Annotated in this window: 18 protein-coding genes and 1 riboswitch; of the genes, 8 read left to right on the top strand and 10 right to left on the bottom strand. The window is 71.4% G+C overall.

Features of this window, described 5'->3' with window-relative positions:
• Positions 1-176 precede the first annotated feature (176 nt).
• The 4 genes from E4K62_RS04330 to E4K62_RS04315 all read left to right on the top strand — a co-directional run bounded on the left by E4K62_RS04330 (position 177) and on the right by E4K62_RS04315 (position 4,878).
• Positions 177-1,322 (top strand): thiolase family protein, encoded by a 1,146-nt coding sequence (locus E4K62_RS04330; RefSeq protein ID WP_135063993.1) that lies wholly within the window; start codon positions 177-179, stop codon positions 1,320-1,322.
• On the top strand, positions 1,319-1,726 hold the full coding sequence (locus E4K62_RS04325; protein ID WP_135063990.1) for a Zn-ribbon domain-containing OB-fold protein: 408 nt from the start codon (positions 1,319-1,321) through the stop codon (positions 1,724-1,726). The genes E4K62_RS04330 and E4K62_RS04325 overlap by 4 nt, the downstream gene beginning before the upstream one ends.
• Before the next feature lie 29 nt (positions 1,727-1,755).
• Positions 1,756-3,057: an MFS transporter gene (locus tag E4K62_RS04320; protein ID WP_167747734.1), complete on the top strand. Its 1,302-nt coding sequence runs from the start codon at positions 1,756-1,758 to the stop codon at positions 3,055-3,057.
• Positions 3,058-3,141: 84 nt separating this feature from the next.
• Positions 3,142-4,878 carry a GAF domain-containing protein gene (locus E4K62_RS04315; RefSeq protein ID WP_205805879.1) on the top strand — a complete coding sequence of 579 codons (1,737 nt, stop codon included), beginning with the start codon at positions 3,142-3,144 and terminating at the stop codon, positions 4,876-4,878.
• Between the two features lie 379 nt (positions 4,879-5,257).
• Here E4K62_RS04315 and E4K62_RS04310 read toward each other — a convergent pair whose 3' ends face one another.
• The 3 genes from E4K62_RS04310 to E4K62_RS04300 are packed head-to-tail and all read right to left on the bottom strand — an operon-like array spanning position 5,258 to position 7,999.
• Entirely contained in the window at positions 5,258-5,896 is a 639-nt protein-coding gene (locus E4K62_RS04310; RefSeq protein WP_135063982.1) for a pyridoxine/pyridoxamine 5'-phosphate oxidase, read from the bottom strand.
• Positions 5,889-6,686: a creatininase family protein gene (locus E4K62_RS04305; protein ID WP_135063979.1), complete on the bottom strand. Its 798-nt coding sequence runs from the start codon at positions 6,684-6,686 to the stop codon at positions 5,889-5,891. Before E4K62_RS04305 ends, E4K62_RS04310 begins: the two co-directional genes overlap by 8 nt.
• Positions 6,683-7,999, bottom strand: coding sequence for an FAD-binding oxidoreductase (locus E4K62_RS04300; protein WP_135063976.1), 1,317 nt, complete (start codon positions 7,997-7,999; stop codon positions 6,683-6,685). The genes E4K62_RS04305 and E4K62_RS04300 overlap by 4 nt, the downstream gene beginning before the upstream one ends.
• 88 nt (positions 8,000-8,087) lie before the next feature.
• Between E4K62_RS04300 and E4K62_RS04295 the strand changes: the two genes are divergently transcribed.
• Positions 8,088-8,687: a helix-turn-helix domain-containing protein gene (locus E4K62_RS04295; protein WP_240742814.1), complete on the top strand. Its 600-nt coding sequence runs from the start codon at positions 8,088-8,090 to the stop codon at positions 8,685-8,687.
• A 67-nt stretch (positions 8,688-8,754) separates the two neighbouring features.
• Here E4K62_RS04295 and E4K62_RS04290 read toward each other — a convergent pair whose 3' ends face one another.
• From E4K62_RS04290 to E4K62_RS04275, 4 genes are all read right to left on the bottom strand, one after another.
• Complete coding sequence (locus tag E4K62_RS04290) at positions 8,755-9,951, bottom strand: substrate-binding domain-containing protein (RefSeq protein WP_205805878.1); 1,197 nt, start codon at positions 9,949-9,951, stop codon at positions 8,755-8,757.
• Positions 9,952-9,999: 48 nt separating this feature from the next.
• A complete protein-coding gene (locus E4K62_RS04285) occupies positions 10,000-10,872 on the bottom strand; it encodes an ABC transporter permease (protein ID WP_135063970.1) in 873 nt (290 codons plus the stop codon).
• Positions 10,869-11,645 carry an ABC transporter ATP-binding protein gene (locus E4K62_RS04280; RefSeq protein ID WP_135063967.1) on the bottom strand — a complete coding sequence of 259 codons (777 nt, stop codon included), beginning with the start codon at positions 11,643-11,645 and terminating at the stop codon, positions 10,869-10,871. Before E4K62_RS04280 ends, E4K62_RS04285 begins: the two co-directional genes overlap by 4 nt.
• 79 nt (positions 11,646-11,724) lie before the next feature.
• Positions 11,725-12,981 (bottom strand): amidohydrolase family protein, encoded by a 1,257-nt coding sequence (locus E4K62_RS04275; protein ID WP_135063964.1) that lies wholly within the window; start codon positions 12,979-12,981, stop codon positions 11,725-11,727.
• Positions 12,982-13,189: 208 nt separating this feature from the next.
• Here E4K62_RS04275 and E4K62_RS04270 point away from each other — a divergent pair, with 208 nt between their 5' ends.
• Positions 13,190-14,176, top strand: coding sequence for a PDR/VanB family oxidoreductase (locus E4K62_RS04270; RefSeq protein ID WP_135063961.1), 987 nt, complete (start codon positions 13,190-13,192; stop codon positions 14,174-14,176).
• On the opposite strand, the gene E4K62_RS04265 is transcribed toward E4K62_RS04270, so the two are convergent.
• The gene (locus E4K62_RS04265) at positions 14,165-15,493 is read right to left on the bottom strand and encodes an amidohydrolase family protein (protein ID WP_135063959.1); all 1,329 of its coding nucleotides are present in this window, start codon (positions 15,491-15,493) and stop codon (positions 14,165-14,167) included. The genes E4K62_RS04270 and E4K62_RS04265 overlap by 12 nt on opposite strands.
• A gap of 55 nt (positions 15,494-15,548) precedes the next feature.
• On the opposite strand from E4K62_RS04265, the gene E4K62_RS04260 reads away from it, so the two are divergent.
• Together E4K62_RS04260 and E4K62_RS04255 are read left to right on the top strand one after the other, a co-directional pair.
• Positions 15,549-16,346 carry a transglutaminase-like domain-containing protein gene (locus E4K62_RS04260; protein ID WP_135063956.1) on the top strand — a complete coding sequence of 266 codons (798 nt, stop codon included), beginning with the start codon at positions 15,549-15,551 and terminating at the stop codon, positions 16,344-16,346.
• Positions 16,347-16,383: 37 nt separating this feature from the next.
• Entirely contained in the window at positions 16,384-17,028 is a 645-nt protein-coding gene (locus tag E4K62_RS04255; protein WP_135063953.1) for a hypothetical protein, read from the top strand.
• 105 nt (positions 17,029-17,133) lie between these two features.
• On the opposite strand, the gene E4K62_RS04250 is transcribed toward E4K62_RS04255, so the two are convergent.
• Both E4K62_RS04250 and glyA read right to left on the bottom strand, forming a co-directional pair.
• A complete protein-coding gene (locus tag E4K62_RS04250) occupies positions 17,134-18,015 on the bottom strand; it encodes a bifunctional methylenetetrahydrofolate dehydrogenase/methenyltetrahydrofolate cyclohydrolase (RefSeq protein WP_135063950.1) in 882 nt (293 codons plus the stop codon).
• A 180-nt stretch (positions 18,016-18,195) separates the two neighbouring features.
• Positions 18,196-19,470: a serine hydroxymethyltransferase gene (glyA, locus tag E4K62_RS04245; protein ID WP_135063948.1), complete on the bottom strand. Its 1,275-nt coding sequence runs from the start codon at positions 19,468-19,470 to the stop codon at positions 18,196-18,198.
• Positions 19,471-19,509: 39 nt separating this feature from the next.
• Positions 19,510-19,595: riboswitch (ZMP/ZTP riboswitch) on the bottom strand.
• Positions 19,596-19,671: the final 76 nt, after the last annotated feature.

The raw sequence follows: 19,671 nt of genomic DNA, 5'->3' as shown, positions 1-19,671 counted from the left end.
TTCCTTCGGGATCAGCACGAACATGGGCCGGGCGCGTTGTGGCGCTGTCGGCGCGACGGATACAAAGAAGCACCAGCCGGGCGGAACGATCCGCCTCACCACCCCCAGCGCAGCAGGAAGGTGAACCCGTGGCACTATGGGCCCAGACGAGAACGCCGGCCATCTCCGGCTTGGGGATGACCGAGATTGGCAAGGTGTTCGGCCAGACGGCGGCGGAGTTCGCCACCACGGCGGTCGTGCGCGCGGCGGCCGATGCCGGCGTCGCTGTGGGCGACATCGACGGCATGCTGGTGAGCAGCGGGATCCATGAACGGATCGGCCTGCGGATCGCGGAGGACCTCGGTATGCGCGATCTCCGGATGCTGGCCGAGGTGAACTCCTTCGGAGCGACGGCGACCGCGATGGTGCAGCAGGCGTCCTTGGCGATTCTGAGCGGGGCGGCCACGACGGTCGCGTGCGTGTTCGCCGATGCGCCGCTGGTGCAAGACCGGGGGTCTGCCGGCGCGTACAGCGGGTTCACCGCCGCCGGTACTGCCGGATATGCGCTCGCGTCGGGAGTGAACTCCGCCACCGCGATGTACGCCCTCGGGGCGCGGCGTCACATGGAGACCTACGGCACCACCAAGGAGCAGCTGGGAGCGGTCGCGGTATCCACGCGCGCATGGGCGACGAGGAATCCGCTCGCACAGCACCGGACACCGCTGAGCCTCGAGCAATACCTCTCGGCGCGCATGATCACCGATCCCCTCGGGCTCTACGACTGCTGTCTGGTGTCCAACGGGGGCATCGCCGTGATCGTCACCTCGGCCGAACGGGCGGCGGACGGGCCGCATGCCGCCGTGAACGTTGTCGCGTGGGCGCAGAGCCACCTGGCCCAGTCGATGGAGCGCGGCGGCGATTTCGGCATCCGCACCGGCGCTGCCGAGGCGGCTCCACGCCTGTTCGCGATGGCGGGTATCGATCGCTCCGACGTCACCGTCGCCGAGCTCTACGACTGCTTCACCTACACCACGCTCGTCACCCTCGAGGATTACGGGTTCTGCCAGAAGGGCGAGGGAGGCCCTTTCGTCGAAAGCGGCGCCATCGCGCCTGGGGGCAGCCTCCCGGTGAACACAGGCGGTGGCGAGCTGTCGAGCTACTACATGTGGGGCATGACGCCGCTGTCGGAGGGGATCATCCAGTGCCGCGGCGAGGGCGGTGAGCGCCAGGTGGCCGACCATGACGTCGTGCTGGTCACCGGCAACGGCGGATTCTTCGAACACCACGGCGGGTTGATCCTGAGCCCTGTCGCAACCCTGCGTGCCGAGGCGGTGGCGGCATGACATCTCCGATTGCGCGGTTCCCGGTGGAGCGCGACGAGGCCTCCGCACGCTTCTTCGACGCTACGCGCGACGGCCGCTTCCTACTTCGTCGGGCCGGGGACGGGACCTACTTCGGTCCCGGCGTCCGGTCGGACCCGCGCGACCCCGCCGCGCCGCTGGTGTGGAGCGAGGCCAGCGGGCGGGGAAAGCTCGTGGCCTGGATCGTGGGGCGCGCCCGCCCCGACGACTCCGGCTCTCAGGCCGTCGTTTCTCTCGGGGGCCTCATCGCCCTGGACGAGGGCCCGTGGATCCTCGCCCCTCTGGAGTGCGACGATCTCACCGAGCTGCGCGCGGGGACACGCGTGGCAGCCACGTACCCGATGCCCACCCGAGGAGAGGTCCTCCCGGTCTTCATCACAACATGACACCCGATCCGCACATCAATGGAGATGAAATGAATCAAGTACTCACCAAGACCCCCAACGAATGGCGCGCGGGCTGGAAACCTGCGGTCGCCGCTGCCGTCGGGTGGGGGACGGCGGGCGTGATGATCACGAACACGTCGTCGTTGTTCATCGAACCGATCATCGCCGACACCGGCTGGACGTCCTCGCAGGTTCTCCTCTCACCGATCATGGGTGTCGTCACCGCGATCTCCACTCCGTTCGTGGGCAAGGCCGTGCAGCGATTCGGGCCGAAGCGCGTCGTGTTGTTCGGCCTGATCGGTCTGGTGGCCTCAATCGGCATCTTCGTCTCCCTCCCTCTGATCCTGCCGGTCTACTACGGATTCGGCCTGGTCGCGGGCGCCTTCGTCGCCGCCGTGTCGATGGTGCCGTGGAACCGCACCGTGGTCAGCTGGTTCCGCAAGAGCGCCGGAAAGGCACTGTCGCTCATGGGCCTGACCGCGGGAGTGTCGGTGGCGATCCTGTCGCCCATCCTCGTCTCGGTCATCGGTCAGTGGGGCTGGCGCGCGGGCTACCTCGTGATCGCCGGCATCCTCCTGGTGATTACCGTGCCGGTGTCGCTGTGGGGCATCCGGATCCGCAAGGACGTCCAGGCCGACCCCACCGAGACGACGGAGAACACGGCGATTCTGATCGAGGCGGTCGACCAGCAGGAGCCGCTGACCACCCTGCGCAGCGCTGTGCGCAACGGCGACGTGTGGGCCCTCGGCATCGCCTTCGCCTTCATGGTGATGCCCGTGGGCGGCTTCCTCGCCAACATGTTCCCCGTGCTGACCACGGGTGGCCTGGATCCCGCGTCCGCCGCCACGATCCTGTCGATGTTCTTCGTCGCCGCCGCGCTCGGCCGCGTCGTCTCCGGCCTCCTGCTCGATGTCCTGCCCCGCTACGTTGTGGCCGTCGTCTTCCTGGGTCTGGGATTCGTAGGCGCCCTGCTGCTGGGACTGGGAAGCCCCCTCAGCTTCGGCATGGCGCTCGTGGGCATCATCGCCTTCGCCGCGGTCGCCGGCGGAGAGACGGAGATGATGGGCTACTTCATCCTCCGCGAACTGGGCGAGCGCAGTTTCGCGATCGCCTTCTCCGTCATCGTCGTGATCTTCAGCGTCTGCTCCATCGGGGCGCCGTACGTGTTCAGCCTGTTCCGCGACACAACCGGCAGCTACACCGGAGCGCTCATCGTGGCTGCGGTCATCTTCGCTATCGGTGCGGCGGTGTTCATCTGGCGCGCAGCGGCGATCCGCAACCGCATCCCGCTGGGTCTGGTGAAGGACTCCGCAGTGGCGGTCGAAGGGTAGCGGCGCCGGAGCATTCGACTTAGGGTCAGGAGGGCGACGATGGAGCGCTCTCCTGAGCCTGTCGCTCGGGGGCGAGACATCGTGATGGAGCAGATCCAGGCCGACCGTTCAGCGGTCGGAGCGGATGTGGAGTGGCTGCGCACATTCGCGGCGCTGGCGCGCCAGCTGAACGAGTGCGAGGACATCTCCTCGTTCTTCCAGCACGTTGCGTATTCCGCGGCGCGCGTCACCGGATGCCGCTCGGCACTGGTCATCTGGGGAGACGGTGCCACCACGGTCACCGGGAGCTACGGGCTACCGGCGAACTATCTCGAACACGGCATCGAAGAGTCCGAGCTGAGCAGCTACTGGACACCGGTGACCGAAGCCTGGCGGTACGGCGCGCCCGTGAGGATCGAGGACATCACCGCCGAGCCGCGCCTGGCGTACTGGCATCACGTCGCCCGCAAGAGCGGGGTGCGCTCCATGGCGACCTTTCCGCTGAGCACACGGGGCAAGGTCCTCGGCGTGCTCAGTCTGTATTTCGCTGAGCCGCACAGCTTCGGGGCGGTGGAGATGGACGCGGCGGCCGCCGTCGCCGACTTCGCCGCTGCCGCCATCAGGGCCTCCATCCTGCAGACCGAACGCGCGGCCCAGCTCGAGACGCTCGAGCGCAACCTCCAGGACCGGCTCCGGCTCGAGCACTTCCATCAGGCGTTGACGCGGGCCTCTCTCTCTCGCGCCGGGTTGGAGTCCCTCGTGTCCGCGGCAGCGACGGCCGCGGACACGGCGATCGTCGTCCGAGACACTGCCGGGCGGAGCATCGCCCAAGCCGCACCGCCGCATGCCGAGAGCTGGCTGCCGCTGCTCGCCGGCCGCGGCGAGGGCTGCGCACCACGCGGCATGGTGGTGCTCGATCGCGCGCTGACCGTGCAAGCGGCCCAACTGGGTGAGCTGCGCATTCTTGCGGTCGATGCGGACGACACGAGCATCCAGGTGCTCGGATATCTCGGCGTGGCGCTGGAACGAGAACTGGCCGTGATGGCCGAAAGCGACCAGACCCGCGAACGGGTGCTGGAAGACCTGCTCGAGCGACTCCTCGCGGCCGAGGGCGCCAGCGAGGTCGAGGCCGTCAGGAGGCTCTTCAGCGGCCACGACTTCGCGCTGGAGTTCCCTGTGCACGTCGCCGTGTCGTCGCTGGATGCCGTGGACGGCGACGCCGAGGTCGCATCGCGCATCGCGCAGTCGGTCCGGCCGGTTCTCGGACGCCCGACAGCCTTCGTCTCGCGCTTGGGTCGCCGACTGGTCGCCCTGCAGTCCGTCGCGGCGGGAGCATCTCCCCTCGGCGACGCGCTGGCCCTGTCACTACAATCGCAGCGGGGCACCTGGACCACGGTCAAGTTCGACCATGTCGAGGATCTCGCCGACCTCCAGGGCGTCATCGGCGTCGCCGGGAAACTGCTGGATCTCGCGGCGCGCCGGCGCGGTTCAGCTCGCCTCATCGACGGGGGGAAGATCGGCCTGTCCCACGTGCTCCTGGAAGCTGCGGCTTCGGCTACCCTGGCGCGCTTCCTGACGAGCGTGATGGGCCCACTGCGCCTGCACGACGCCCGCCATGGCTCCGAACTGGTGAAGACCTTAAGGGCGCTCGCCGCGAGCGACTTCCGGCACCGGGAGGCTGCCGCGAGCCTGTTCATCCACGCGAATACGCTGGGATACCGCATCGGGAAGATCGGGCAGCTGATCGATCGAGACCTCCGTCAGACTTCGGCCATGGCGGAGGTGCACATCGTGTGCGTGCTTGACCAGATCCTGTCCGACGACGGGGACGAGGTGGCGTAGCGGCTCCATCGGGTCGGATGTCACCGAGCCGGCGGACCTCGTCTTCGCGACTCGTCCTACGCGGGCTCTGAGGAGGAGGAGCGGTGCGCCTCGGAGAGGGGTCAGACGTAGGAGGGCTCCACCGAGCCGGCGCCCTCCCAGCGGGCACGAGCCGGTGAGCGGCGCGTCCTGACGACGGTGCCGGTTGGTCCCGGAGGTGGACCCGACCGTGGTGCTGCAGCACCTGCGGTCCTGGAGCGAGCGGACTTGGTCACCGCTCGCAGGGGGGACCGGAACGTCACCTGATGCTGGCCTCGCTTCCCATCAAGCGGATCACGACCGTCGCATCAGCGACTACGCCCAGGGGGCGGTCGCACTGGCCCACGGGTTGAGCTGTCGCTCAGCCCGCCAATAGGTGCCGCGTCCAGCCGTCGGCGGAGCGCACGAACTCGAGCCTGCGGCTGGCGGCATCCGGATGCGACGTCCAGAACAGGTAGCGGTGGGGGCGGACGGCGAACCCCACCCACCCGGCCGGCTGCTCGGGCTTCGGATGCGCCGCACGGAATCGGGCCCACTCCGCCTCGCGCTCGGCGAGACTCCGCGCGGCGAAGTCGGCCGTGTTCTGCCACGCGAGCTGGCGCAGGTAGGGCGAGCGGAGCTCGTATGCTCGCGCGATCTCGGCGTCGCCGGCCCGCTCGGCGATCCCCTGCACTACCATCTGCCTGGTGAACGCCGGCCACAGAAGCGTCAGCGCCACCCGCGGGTTCGCGGCGAGGTCAGCGACCTTGCGGCTCTCCGCATCGGTGTGGAAATAGAGCCGCTCACCGTCGAACTCCGTCAGCAGCACGGTGCGGGCGCGGGGATACCCATCCTCGTCGATCGTGGACAGCGTCATCGGCATCCGGTCCTCGTCCGGCTCGGGAAGCCAGGAGGCGGCGAGCGCGGCCGGATCGGCGGGCGGCGCATCGCCCTGTACCGGATCGGTCGTCACGTCGATCACGGGGGCAGACACCGTCAACTGCCGCTCATTCTCAGCCATAGACGAATCCGTCGATCTCGGCGAGCGCGTCGGCGACGAACGCGACGCCGCGCTCGAACAGCTCGCGCCCGTGGGCGGCGTTGGCTCCGGTGGGGTCGCCGATCACGCCCGTGGGCCCGAAGTCGTCGCTGGTCCAGCCGAACATCACCGGCTTGGCGTTGAATCCGATGTGCCGCAGCCCGGCGATCCGCTCCGGCACGTTGCGCGGGGGCAGGTCCGGGGAGACGAGGCCCGGCGCGAGGTGCATCACGACGGAGGTCTCGGCGAAGCCGGCGTGGATGCCCTGCCCGAGTTCGTCGGGGCGCCCCTCGAGTCCGTCGCCGGCGCCGCCGGCGCCCGCCGACATCGAGAACGAGCGCAGCCCGAAGCGGCGGCGCAGCTCGCGGTTGAGCCAGCCCAGCAGCATGACGTTGCCGCCGTGGCCGTTGACGAAGACCACCGTGCGCGCGCGGGTGAGGGCGATCGAGCGCCCGATCTCCACGAGCTGCTCCAGGAGTGTCGTGCCTTCCAGCCACACGGTTCCCGGGGCCCAGTAGTGCTCGTCGGACTTGCCGTACGACACCGTCGGCAGCAGCCACACGTCCAGCCCCGATGCGGCGGCACGCGTCACGGCGGCGAATGCCACGGCCTCCGCGATCAGCGCGTCCGTCCGCAGCGGCAGGTGCGGGCCGTGGTGCTCGATGGCGCCGACGGGGACGACCGCGATCGAGCGCTCGGACAGCGCCGCGTCCAGGGCGGGACCGGACAGGTCGGCCCACGACCGGGTCGCGGGCGCGGACGGGTCGCTCACCGGATGGCGCCCTTCGTGGGCCCGGCGTACGCGGGGTTCAGCTTGCCCGGGTTCAGGAGGCCGTCCGGGTCGGTCTCCGCCGCGCGTGCCACGGTCTCGGCGAGGCGGAAGTCCACGTTCCACTGGTGCGGGTTGTGCACGCCGACCCCCAGCGCGGTGAGCGCGTCGATGCCGTCGTACACCGCCTCGGGGCTCTCGTAGACGCCGGCGAGCATACCGATGGGGACGGTGTGGCCGGCCTCGATGTGCAGCATCCCGCCCGGGTAGACGGCGTGCACCTCGTCGATGCGCTCCACGAGGGCGTCGCCGGACACCTCGACGTGGAAGTACACGCCCGGCTCGGATTTCTGCAGCCACTCGATGGGGTGGTTGTAGCTGAGCACGGAGATCGCCGCCGAGACCTGCGGCCCTTCGCGGACGTCCTCCACGCGGCCGCCGGCGCCCTCGATGAGTGCCCGCGCGGCCGCCACCGTGGCCGGGTCGGCGATCATCCGCAGGGAGCTGCGCCCCGCCGGGAAGGCGGGGTCGGCGGGCAGCTGCGCCGTGATGTGCGGCGTGTCCGCGGAGACGAGGCGGGGTGCCGGCTGCAGGCGGCCGAGCTCGCGCAGAACCGACAGCGCCCCGGGGAAGTCGGGGAACGACGCGTACACGCCACGCCAGTCCTGCAGCGGCTCCAGCCGTACCGAGGCGCGCGCGATGATGCCGGCCGTGCCGTAGTTGTGGACGAAAGCGAGGGCCTCGTCCCCTTCCACGTGCACGAGCTCGCCGCCGGATGCGGGCGTGGCGACGTCGAGCGCGACGACGAAGCCCATGTGGTTCGCGCCGTGCGCGATCGTCCCGGTGCCGCCGGATCCCCCCGCCAGGAAGCCGCCGATCGTGGAGTGCACCGTGGAGGGGTACATCCACAGCTGCTGACCGGTGGCGCGGGCGGCCTGCTCGAGGGTCGCCATGGGGGTGCCGGCATCCGCGGTGATGACTCCGTCGGACACCTCGATGACGCTGCGGGCGCGCGAGGTGTCGAGCACGAGTCCGCCCAGGAGCGGGAGGGCCTGGCCGTAGTTGCCGGTGCCTTTCCCGCGCGGGGTGATCGCCACGCCGTGGCGGGCGGCGACCCCCACGACGGCGCCGATCTCCGCGGCGGTCGTGGGGAAGGCCACGAGATCGGCGATCCCCAGCGGCAGCAGTTCGGCGATGATCGGCGACATCCGCGCGCCGTCCACCGACGCCTTCTCCCGCTGACGCAGGTCGCTGCTGACCCCGCGGGGTCCGAGGAGCGCCGTCAGCTCCGCTTCCAGTGGGTCACGACCGTCCATGTTCGTCCTTCCTCGTTGCCGGATGGGGTCTCCCGCGTCCGAGCGGGAGCCGCGCGCGCCTGGGGGCGCCGGCGGGTACGCTGCAGCAGTGGCCGAATCGCGACGGAGACGCCCGGGCGGGCCGGCCAGTCCCGACGAGGCCGCGCGCGCCCTGGGCGCACGCATCCGGGCCCTGCGTCAGGAGCGCGGCATGACGCTGGCCCAGGCGGCTGCCCAGGCGGAGCTGTCCCACTCGTTCCTCAGCCAGGTGGAGCGCGGACTCGAGCGGCTCAGCATGGCGTCGCTGTTCCGGATCGCGCGCACCCTCGGCACGACGCAGCAGGCGCTGCTCACCGACGACGCGCCGCCCCGGCGCCGCGGTGGGCACCACGTCGTGCGCGCCGGTGCCGGCTCGCCGCTGGATTCCGGCGGCGGACCGGTGAAGGTCCTCGGCCCCGCCGGCGCGCCGCCCTTCCTGCCGATGATCTTCAGCGGCAGCTTCGACGACGGCATCTGGTGGGAGCACGACGAGGAGGAGTTCGTCTACGTGCTGGAGGGCGCGCTGACCGTCGTACTGGAGGAGGAGGAGATCCCCCTCGCCGCCGGTGACTCCATCCACTATCAGGGTGGCGTCCGCCATCTGTGGCGCACGTCCCCGGGCACGACCTGCCGGGCGCTCGTGGTCAAGGAGTTCCGGCACCCCGAGTGAGTGCGCGGCGGTCGGCCTCGTCATGCGGTGTCCCCTTCGGATGCGTCGGCTGGATCGATCGGCAGGGTCACTCCATCGAGATGTCCATGTCGATGAACTCGTTCGTGTAGAGCGACTCGGCGGAGATCTGCTCCGCGTCCGACGCGCTGATGCTGCCGGATTCGACGAGGATCGGCACGAAGTCGGCGACGATGGACTCCATGCGCTCGGGATCGAGGTGCCCGAACACGCCGGTCGCGGGGTCGTCGGTGACGATCCCGAGCGCCTTCTGCTGCTCGACGGAGTAGTCCGCGACGCCCTGCGAGTACGTCCACCCGGTCTGGTAGGCCTCCACGAGCTCGAGGATCAGCGCGACGGTGTCGTCGGGTTCGGCGAGGAAGTCGATCTGCGCCTGCTGCATGATCGGCACGAGCTTGGCGAGGCAGTCGCCGTACTCCTCGATCGTCTCCGGGCGCACGGCCAGCGGCTCGGGGTAGATGGAGTATCCGAGTTCGGAGAGCAGCTGATAGCCGACCGGCTTGGCCCACTCCGAGATTTCCTCCTCGTAGATGTAAGGCTCGGCCGTCACGAACCCCTGCTGCAGGATCGTGGGGTCGGACACGAACCGCTGCGGGGTGCCCTCGTAGCTGAGATCCATCTGGGACGCCTCGATGATGCCCTTGGACACCAGAAGGGTCGGGATGACGTCGCCGGCGGTCACGACGGGTGCCCCGCCGGCAGCGGCCTCGGGGATCGTGCTCGCCCCGTCGTGGCTCTCCGGATCCCACATCAGGATCTGCGGGCTCCACGTCAGCTGTGAGGTCACGGCCACGGTGGGCTGATCCGCCGCGGCGACGATGGCGACATCCGAGTTCACCGCGCCGATGAGGATCTCGGGGTCGAGGTACATGAGCGCCGGCACGGGCTGGAAGTTGACGTTGGGTCCGCCTGGGCGCACCTCGATGTCGACGCCGGTGTCCACGCCCTGCGCGATGAGGGAGCCGCTGACCGACTTCGCCTCGGCGTCGATGACGTAGTCCTCGCCGACCAGGGAGTACATGGCGCCGTGCTCGGCCTCGGGCTGCCAGTCCTGCTGCATGACGACGGTCTCGGGGCAGCTGTCGGTCAGATCCAGCGCGCCGCCGGCGTCAGCGGGCGCGGCGGTGTTGACGGCGGCGGGCTGGCTCTCCGGGCTGCCGCAGCCGGCGAGGGCGACGGTGACGGCGACGAGGGTGCCGGAGGTCACCAGCAGACGGGTGATGCGCGCACGGGCGGATGTGGACACGGGTTCTCCTCTGAGGACGGGTCGGGTGAGGGCGGAGGAATGCGGGGATCAGCGCGGCTTGAGGCCGAACAGGCGCCCGACGATCACTCGGTCCAGCGCGGCGAACACCGAGAAGACCAGGACGCCGAACAGGGCGGTGAAGATGATCGCGAGGAACAGCGGCTCCATGTTCAGCCGCAGCGTGTACGTCCGCAGCAGCCCGCCGATACCCTGGCTGCCCTGCTGGAAGAAGAAGTCCCCGACGATGGCGCCGATGACCGACAGTCCGGCGGCGTTGCGCAGGCCGGTGAAGATCGACGGGATCGCCGCGGGCAGCTGCAGCTTCCACAGCCGCGCCCAGCGGGACGCGCGGTTGAGGGTGAACAGGTCGTGCGCCGATGCCTCGGCCGACTGCAGTCCGAACAGCGTGTTGGAGATCATCGGGAAGACCGCGATGATGACGCACACGACGATCCGGGCGGGGATCCCGTAGCCCATCCAGATGCCGATGAGGGGTGTCAGGGCGAGGATGGGGATCGTCTGCAGGATCACCGCGTACGGGTAGAGCACGCGCTCGGCCAGGCGCCACTGCGACATCAGGATCGCCCATCCCATGCCGACGGCCACCGCGATCGCCAGCCCGATGAGGGCGACCATCGTCGTCTGGCCCAAAGCGGCGAGCATCGGCGCGATGACCTGCGGATTGCCGAGGCTCTCGGCGAACACGGCGTGCGGCGGTGGGAGCAGGAACCGCCGGCTCGGGGCGAGCAGGAGGTAGGAGACGGCGTACCAGAGCACGAGGATGCCGAGGATCGCCAGGACGATCGGCAGCGCGCGTCCACCCGCGCGGACGGCTGCGCCCCCACGCACAGGGCGGGCGGGCGCCGGCCCGGCGGTCACGGCGGGCTCCGGCCGGGCGGCGGTGAGGACGTCGTCGCTCATGCGTGACCCTCCAGAGTCTTCGACAGGTGACCGGCGATGCGGCCGAACTCCGGTTCGTAGCGCAGCTCCGGCGGTCGCGGATACGACCACGGGAGCGGGATGTCCTCGACGATGCGTCCGGGGCGACCGCTCATGACGATGACCCGGCTGGAGAGGTACACCGCCTCCGAGATCGAGTGGGTGATGAACATCGCGGCGAACTGCTTGAGCTGGAACAGCCGCTGCAGCTCGGTCTGCATCTTCAGGCGCGTGATCTCGTCCAGGGCCCCGAACGGTTCGTCGAAGAGGGCCAGGCCCGGTTCGGCGACGAGGGCTCGCGCGATCGACACGCGCATGCGCATGCCGCCGGACAGGGCGCGGGGATGCTGCGGCTCGAACCCCGCCAGCCCGACGAGGTCGAGCGCCTCCGCCGCGCGACGGCGCCGCTCGGCCGCCGGCACGCCGGCGAGCTCTCCGACGAGCTCCACGTTCTTCTGCGCCGACCGCCACTCCAGCAGCGTCGGATCCTGGAAGACGAAGCTCGTGACGTCAGCGCTGTTGTCGACGGTGCCCGCCGACGCACCTTCGAGGCCCGAGGCGAGCCGCAGCAGTGTGGACTTGCCGCATCCCGACGGTCCGACGACCGAGACGAACTCCCCGCGCGAGACCGACAGCGACACGCCCGCCAGCGCGCGGGTCCCGGTGGCGAAGTCTTTCGTGACGTCGTCGAAGCGGAGGGTGGGCGCAGTGGCGGTGGCGAGGGCCTGCGGTGCCATGGTCGTTGCAGTGCTCATGCATGCCTCCTGGAGGGAAGGGGGTGGGTCCGCGTTCGGACGGGGATTGGGGCGCGGGGGGACGCGACGGCGTGGGCGGTCATGCGGCCTCCCCCACGAGCGCATCCTGGGCGACCGTGTCGATCGCGGTGCGGCGCACCGCCACGACCCTCCCGGCGCGGATGACGATGCGATCGGGGGCGTGCTCGGCGACCGCCTCGGCGACCGAGGAGGCCCGCACCAGCAGCACGTCGGCGGCGTCCCCTGGCCGTCCGTCGGCCGGCGCCAGCCCGAAGACGCGCCGGCCGCCGGCGGCGGCGACCTCCCACGCGCGTGCGGGCGAGAGATGACCGGCCAGGACGAGCGCCCCGACGACCGGCACCATGTCGCCGTTGCCGAGGGGGTTGAACGGATCCTGCACGTTGTCGCCGCCCGCCGCCACCTCAACGCCCGCCGCGAGCAGCGACGCGAGCGGGGGGATGGCGCGCGGGGTGGCGACGGGATGGCGCCAGCCCTGCAGATACAGGTTCGTCAGCGGGTTGGTGATGATGCTGACGCGCGCCTGGGCGACGGCATCGAGGATCGTCGTCAGCCGCCCCGGGCTTTGCACCGCCAGGCTCACGCAGTGCCCCGCAGACCGCGGCCGCTCGGCCGGCCAGTGCCGGGTGCCGCGTGCCAGGGTGAGCAGATCCGTGGACCGCGCATCGAGCGTCTCGTCGGTGTGGAGGTCGACGCCGATGCCGGCTTCCTCCGCGAGCCGCAGCGCACGGGCGACCTCGCCGGCGGAGTCGGGTGAGAGGTGCGGCGCCGCCCCCACGAGGTCGGCGCCCAGCGCGATCCCGTCGCGGACGAGTCCGTCGTCGCGGTCATGACCGTGCATCGCGACGACCTGCAGGTCGACGAGGCCGCGGAACTCCTCGCGGAGTTCGACGAGGGCACGGATGCCGCGGAGCGGGTCGGGGCCCTCGTGGTAGTTGGCGTGCGAGCGGATCGCGAGGACGCCGGCGCTCAGTGCGGCGCGCAGCTGACGACGCCCGTTGGCCTTCATCTGCTCGAAGCCGAGGGTGCGGCCGAATCCGCTCCAGCACGCGACGGCGTCTTCGAGCGACCCTTCCGGGCGCCCCGCCGCCTCCCACGTGTACGCCTTGTCCAGGTGGGCGTGCAGGTCGCACAGGGGAGGCATCGCGATCCACCCCGCCGCATCCACGACCTCGCCGGCGGCCGGCGGGTTCCCGGGTGAGGCGACGACGTCGCCGTCGAAGGCGAGGGTCCCCGTCGCGCCGGCGCTCGTCCAGACGTCACGCAACTGCGCGACCGTCGAACCGGGGGTGAGCTGGTCCGGGTGAACCGGGATCATCGGTCCCCTTCCGTCGAGCGTGTTGGTCTGGCCAACATGGTGACCTCATTGAACGCCCCGGCTGTTTCCGCCGCGCACCCCTGCTGTTGCGTGCCTGTTACGACTCGCCGCGCTGCGTGACGACTCCGCGACGACACCCCGCGCGGGTCCGGACGCGGCCGCGACGGGGGTTAGCCTGAGCCGCGAAGACGAACCCACCGGAGCACACGTGAGCTACTTCAGCGATGTCGAACGCGACCTGGTCGTCGCCGCCCGCACCGAGATCGCCGCCGGCGTCGTCGCGCTGGATCTCGTCGCGCACAACGGGCGCGACCTGCCGGCATGGACCCCCGGCGCGCACGTCGACGTCATCCTCCCCTCCCCCGCCGGCGCCGAGCGGGTGGAGCGCCAGTACTCGCTGTGCGGCGATCCCGCCGACCGGTCCACGTGGCGCATCGCCGTGCTCCGGGAAGACGCCGGCCGCGGCGGATCGGTGCGCCTGCACGAGGAGGTGCGGGTGGGCGAGCGCGTGCGCGTGCGCGGGCCGCGCAGCCACTTCGACTTCGCGATCACCCCCGGCACGCGCTACCGCTTCGTCGCGGGCGGCATCGGCATCACCCCCATCCGCGCCATGGCCGAGGCGGCGGCAGAGGCCGGGGCCGAATGGACGCTCGATTACGCCGGCCGCGGGCGCGAGACGATGGCCTTCGTCCGCGAGCTGAGCGAACGACACCCCGACCGCGTCCGCGTGCATGCGGCCGACGAGGGCATGCGGCTGGATGTGGCCGCCGTGTGCGCCGAGGCGGATGCGGCGACCGCGGTGTACGTGTGCGGTCCGGCCCGCCTCATCGCGGCGGCGGAGGCCGCGATGCCGGCGGAGCGGCAGGCGGCGCTGCACGTCGAGCGGTTCGAGGCGAAGGAGTTCGGGCCGCCGGTGTGGCCGGGCCCGTTCCAGGTCGAACTCGCCCTCAGCGGCGAGACCGTGACCGTCGCGCCCGGGCAGTCGGTGCTCGAGGCGATCGAGGAGCAGTCCCCCGCCACGATGGTGCTCTCCAGCTGCCGGCGCGGGACGTGCGGCACGTGCGAGGCGCCCGTGCTGGAAGGCGCGGTCGAGCACCGCGACTCCGTGCTGACACCGCTCGAGCAGGCCGAGGACACCGTCATGATGGTGTGCGTCTCGCGCGCGGCGTGCCCCGCCCTCGTGCTAGACCTCTGACGCGGCCAGCCGCGCCCCCAGGGCACCGGCGAGGTCGTCCTCGTCCGCACTCACGAGCCGGTAGTCGCGCACCACGACCCGACCGCCGACGAGAACGTGGCGGGGACGACGGCCCGGCGAGGCCCACAGCAGCCCGGCGACCGGATCGGCGACACCGGCATCCGCGACGCCGCGGCGGTCCCACACGCACGCGTCACCGCGCGCCCCGTCACGCAGGTGACCGAGGTCGCTGCGGCCGAGGCCGGTCGCGCCCCCCTCCGTCGCCATGCCGAGCACCGTGCGCGCCGGCAGGGGCGGTCCCACCAGGGCCGACACCTGCATCGCCAGCCGCGCGTCGGCCAGCAGATGCCCGGCGTCGTTGGACCCTCCCCCCGACGTGCCGAGGCCCACGGGGATGCCGGCGGCCAGCAGCTCCGCCACCGGGGCGACACCCCACCCCATCGGCACGTCGCATCCGGGCGCGTGCGTCGCGGAGACGCCCGCCTCGGCCAGCCGCCGGATCTCCTCCGGGGTGACGTCGCACAGGTGGGCGATGGTGACATCTTCGGCGAGCCAGCCCCACTCGGCCAGGAGGTCCAGCGGACGCCGGCCGTACCGCTCGAGCGCGATCTCGGTGTCCACCTGCTCGTTGGCCTGCGTCCGGCGGCGCAGCCCGTGGCGGGCGGCCACCTCCCCCAGCGCACGGAAGGTCGCCGCGGGGTCGGAGTGCACGCCGGCCGGCCCCACCGCGAGCTGCAGCATCCCGTCATCCGTGACGCCACCGGTGTGCCCGGGGGCCAGCAGGGCGCTCGCGATCGCGTCCGCGCCGGCGGCGGCTTCGCCGGGGTCGTCCCGCGCCGAGCCGCGCACGAAGACCAGGCGCGCCCCGAGGGTGTGCGCCGTCGCGGCGACCGCCCGGGCGATCGCCACGGCGTCGGCGACCGGATCGCTCGAGGCCTGCGGCCAGTTGAGGTGATGGTCGGCGACGGTGGTCACTCCGCACAGGAGCGACTCGGCGATCCCGACGCCCGCCGTCGCCGCCGCGAGCGACGCGTCGATGCCGGCGGCGGCATATGCCGCCGCCATCGTCGGCAGCCACTCGCGCATCGGGACGCCCCGCGTGCCGGGGAGGGTGCGGAATCCGGATTGGAGCAGGTGGTGGTGGGCGTTCACGAGCCCCGGCGTCACGACGCAGCCCGACACGTCGAGCGTCTCGCCGCCCGCGGCGCCCGCCGCTTGCGCGGGCACCACGCGCCCTTCGTCGTCGAGAACGAGCTTCCCGTTGCGCTCCGTACGGGCGTCGATCAGAATCCGGTCGGCGCCGTGCAGGGTGAGCATGCTCCGTTCCTACCAGAGCGGAGCCGCGTGCACGGATCCGTGCCACGCTGGCATCATGCAGCGGGATGTCGCCAGCACCATCGTCCTGGACGTGACCGAAGCGGCCGACCTCGTGTTCGCGGTCGCCGTCTCCTCCGTGTACCCCTCCGCCACCGAGCGGCTCGTGGCGTCACTGGACGGCGCGGAAGTGGATGTCGAGGAGCTACCGGACGCGCACGGCACGCGCCTGCACCGCATCCGGTGCGGAACGGGGCGGCTGGAGGTGTCGTACACCGCGCGCGTCGACGAGCCCGCCGGCGATCTGCCGACCTCACCGACCGACCTCCTCGTGTACACGCGGCCCAGCCGCTACGCCGAGTCCGACGCCCTGGGCCCCACCGCGTGGGCCGAGTTCTCCGGCATCCACGACCCGGCCGAGCTGCTCGCGGCGGTGTCGTCATGGGTGGGGACCGAGCTCGCGTACATGTCGGGGGCGAGTCTGCCCACCGACGGCGCGGTGCGGACCCTCCTGAACCGGCGGGGAGTGTGCCGCGACTTCGCGCACCTGTGCGTCGCGCTGCTGCGTGCGCGCGACGTCCCGGCGCGCGTGGTGTCGGTCTACGCGCCGGGTCTGGCGCCGATGGACTTCCACGCCGTCGCCGAGGCGTGGGTGGACGGCGCGTGGCAGGTCGTGGACGCCACGACCCTCGCGCCGCGCTCGTCGCTCGTGCGGATCGCGACGGGGCGCGACGCGGCCGACACCGCCTTCCTCACGATCGTGGGGGGTCGCGCGACGCTCACCGACATCACCGTGACGGCGGTGGTGGACGCTCTCCCGAGCGATGACGTCACCCGGTTGGTGCAGCTGCGCTGACCGCGACGGCCGCCGCATCCTGTGTCAGGCTGGGAGCATGAGGGCCTGGATCATCCGCTTCGCTTCGCTGTACGTGTTCGACGTCGTCGTGCTGCTGGTCATCGGCGCGCTCGTGCCGGGCGTGCGCGTCGGCCTGGCCGCGCTGTGGGCCGGGGCCGTGCTCGCGGCTGCGACGATCTGGCTGAAGCCGCTGATCCACCGCTGGTTCCGCTCGATGGCGGCACGGTCGGCTGCGCAGCGGTCGTGGCTGGCTGAGAAGCTCGTGCAGTACGTCGTCGTGCTGGGCGTCGCCGCGATCATCTGGGTCCTGCTCGTACTCTTCACGGGCGTGAATGTGCGCGGCTTCGTGTTCGGCTGGTTCGTGCCGCCGATCTTCCTGCTGATCGCGTGGGCGATCTACGACCTCGTCGACGACCGCATCGAGGCCCGCGCGGCGGAGCTGTACGACCGTGCCACCGCCGGCCGTCGCGCCACGACCGGCCCCGACGTCCGCGGCTCGGTGCCGCCTGTGCCGCCGGCTCCCGGCGGCTTCGCCCCGCCCGCCCCCGGGTCGGCCGGGTTCACCCCGCCGCCCGCGCCCGGGTCCGCCGCATCCGGGTCCGCCGCATCCGGGTCCGCCGCATCCGCCCGCCGCAACGACGGTCTCACCGACGAGCAGCGCCGCATGCTCGACGACCTCTGACCCCCACACCCACCGCGAGACTTCAGCGCACCGGCGAGACCGCGGCTTTATGTCGCGGTCTCGCCGGTGGCGTGCAGTCTCGCGGAGGGGCGGGGGCGGCGCGGGTCAGGATGCGGCGCGCTCGGCGGCCTCCACGACGTTGGTCATGAGCAGGGCCACGGTCATCGGGCCCACGCCGCCGGGGTTGGGCGAGAGCCATCCGGCGACCTCGGCGACATCCGGGGCGACATCGCCGTAGACGCGGCTCTTGCCCGTCTCGGGATCGGTCTCGCGCGTGACGCCGACGTCGAGCACGGCGGCTCCCGGCTTGACGTCCTCGGCTCGCACGATGTGCTTGACGCCCGCGGCGGCCACGATGACGTCGGCCTGGCGGAGGTGGTGCGACAGGTCGGCGGTGCCGGTGTGGGTGAGGGTCACGGTGGCGTTGATCTCGCGCCGCGTGAGCAGCAGCCCGATGGAGCGGCCGATCGTGACGCCGCGGCCGACGACCACGACGTCCTTGCCGGACAGGTCGTAGCCGTTGCGCTGCAGCAGCTCGATGACGCCGCGGGGCGTGCACGGCAGCGGCGTCGTGATGGGGCCGTTGACGTTGAGCACGAGGCGCCCGAGGTTGGTGGGGTGCAGCCCGTCGGCGTCCTTCGCGGGATCGATCCGCTCGAGGATCGCGTCGGTGTCCAGGTGCTTGGGCAGCGGCAGCTGCACGATGTACCCGTGGCACGCGGGATCGGCGTTGAGCGCGTCGATCGCGGCCTCGACCTCTTCCTGCGTCGACTCGGCGGGAAGCTCCACCTGGATCGAGTTCATGCCGATGGCCTCGGAGTCGCGGTGCTTCATCCCCACGTACAGCTGCGAGGCGGGATCGGCCCCCACGAGCACCGTGGCGATCCCGGGGGTCATCCCGCGTTCCTTGAGCGCTGCGACACGCTCGGCCAGTTCGGTCTTGATCTGCGCTGCGGCGGCTTTGCCGTCCAGTCGTACAGCCGTCATCCGTAATCCTCTCTGATTGGTCCGCGGCTCCGCGAGACTGCTTGCCGCTGACGAGACCTTGACATCATGTCGCGGTCTGGCCGGTGACGTGCAGTCTCGCGGATGGCGCGGGGCGCGGTGCGCGGGGTGGGGTGGGGCGGGTGGTGCGGGTAGGGCGGGCGCGCCGGGTCCTGGGCGGGGTCAGGCCGACAGGCCGGGGTACAGCGGGAACGCGGCGGTCAGGGCGGCCACGCGCATCCGCAGCGCCTCGACGTCGGCGCCGGGCAGGAGCGCCTGCGCGAGGACGTCGGCGACCTCGGTGAACTCGGCGTCGCCGAAGCCGCGCGTCGCGAGGGCGGGCGTGCCGATCCGCAGCCCCGAGGTCACCATCGGCGGCCGCGGGTCGTGCGGGACGGCGTTGCGGTTGACCGTGATGTGGATCTCGTGCAACAGGTCTTCGGCCTGCTTGCCGTCGATCTCGGCGTCCCGGAGGTCGACGAGCACGAGGTGCACGTCGGTGCCGCCCGAGCGCACCGAGATGCCGGCGGCCGCGACATCCGGCTGCGACAGGCGCTCGGCGATGATCGCGGCGCCGCGGATGGTGCGCTCCTGACGCTCCCGAAACTCCGGCGTCGCGGCGAGCTTGAACGCCGTCGCCTTGGCCGCGATCACGTGCATGAGCGGGCCACCCTGCTGGCCGGGGAAGACCGCGGTGTTGATCTTCTTCGCCAGCTCGGGGTCGTTGGTGAGGATGAAGCCCGACCGCGGCCCGCCGATCGTCTTGTGCACCGTGGAGGACACCACGTGCGCGTGCGGCACGGGGTTGGGGTGCAGGCCCGCGGCCACGAGGCCGGCGAAGTGCGCCATGTCGACCCACAGCAGCGCGCCCACCTCGTCGGCGATCTCCCGGAACCGCGCGAAGTCGAGCTGGCGGGGGTAGGCCGACCACCCGGCGATGATGACCTTCGGCTGATGCTCGACGGCCAGGCGGTGCACCTCGTCCATGTCGATGAGGGATGTCCCGGTGTCGACGCCGTACGCGACGATGTTGTACAGCCGGCCGGAGAAGTTGATCTTCATGCCGTGCGTGAGGTGGCCGCCCTGGTCCAGCGACAGACCCAGGAGCGTGTCGCCGGGGCGGGCGATCGCGTGCAGCACGGCGGCGTTGGCGGTGGCGCCCGAGTGCGGCTGCACGTTGGCGAACTCCGCGCCGAACAGCGCCTTGGCGCGGGCGATCGCGAGCTCCTCGGCGACGTCGACCTCTTCGCAGCCGCCGTAGTAGCGGCGCCCGGGGTAGCCCTCTGCGTACTTGTTCGTCAGCACGGAGCCCTGCGACTGCAGCACCGAGACGGGCACGAAGTTCTCGGATGCGATCATCTCGAGGTATCCGCGCTGGCGGTCGAGCTCGCGCTCGAGAACCTGGGCGATCTCCGGATCGACTTCGGCAAGGGGGGCGTTGAAATACGGGTCGGACACGGGAGTCTCCTCGACGTCGGCTGCGGAATGGGAAAGTCCTACATCGGCCCAGGCGTGCGGTCGAATGCCGTCGTTCGGTCGCTCCCCGGTGGTTCCCCACCTCAACGCCAGTTGCGACCAGCCCAGCGTACCGCCTCGGGGATACAGTGGGGAAACGCCGCACTGCCACCGGCGTCAGACGCAAGCCGAGGCCGCCCCGCC

The organism is Microbacterium wangchenii (assembly GCF_004564355.1).
Classification (GTDB): domain Bacteria; phylum Actinomycetota; class Actinomycetes; order Actinomycetales; family Microbacteriaceae; genus Microbacterium; species Microbacterium wangchenii.
The sequence above is the reverse complement of the archived record's forward strand: the minus strand, read 5'-3'. Positions and strand labels throughout refer to the sequence as shown.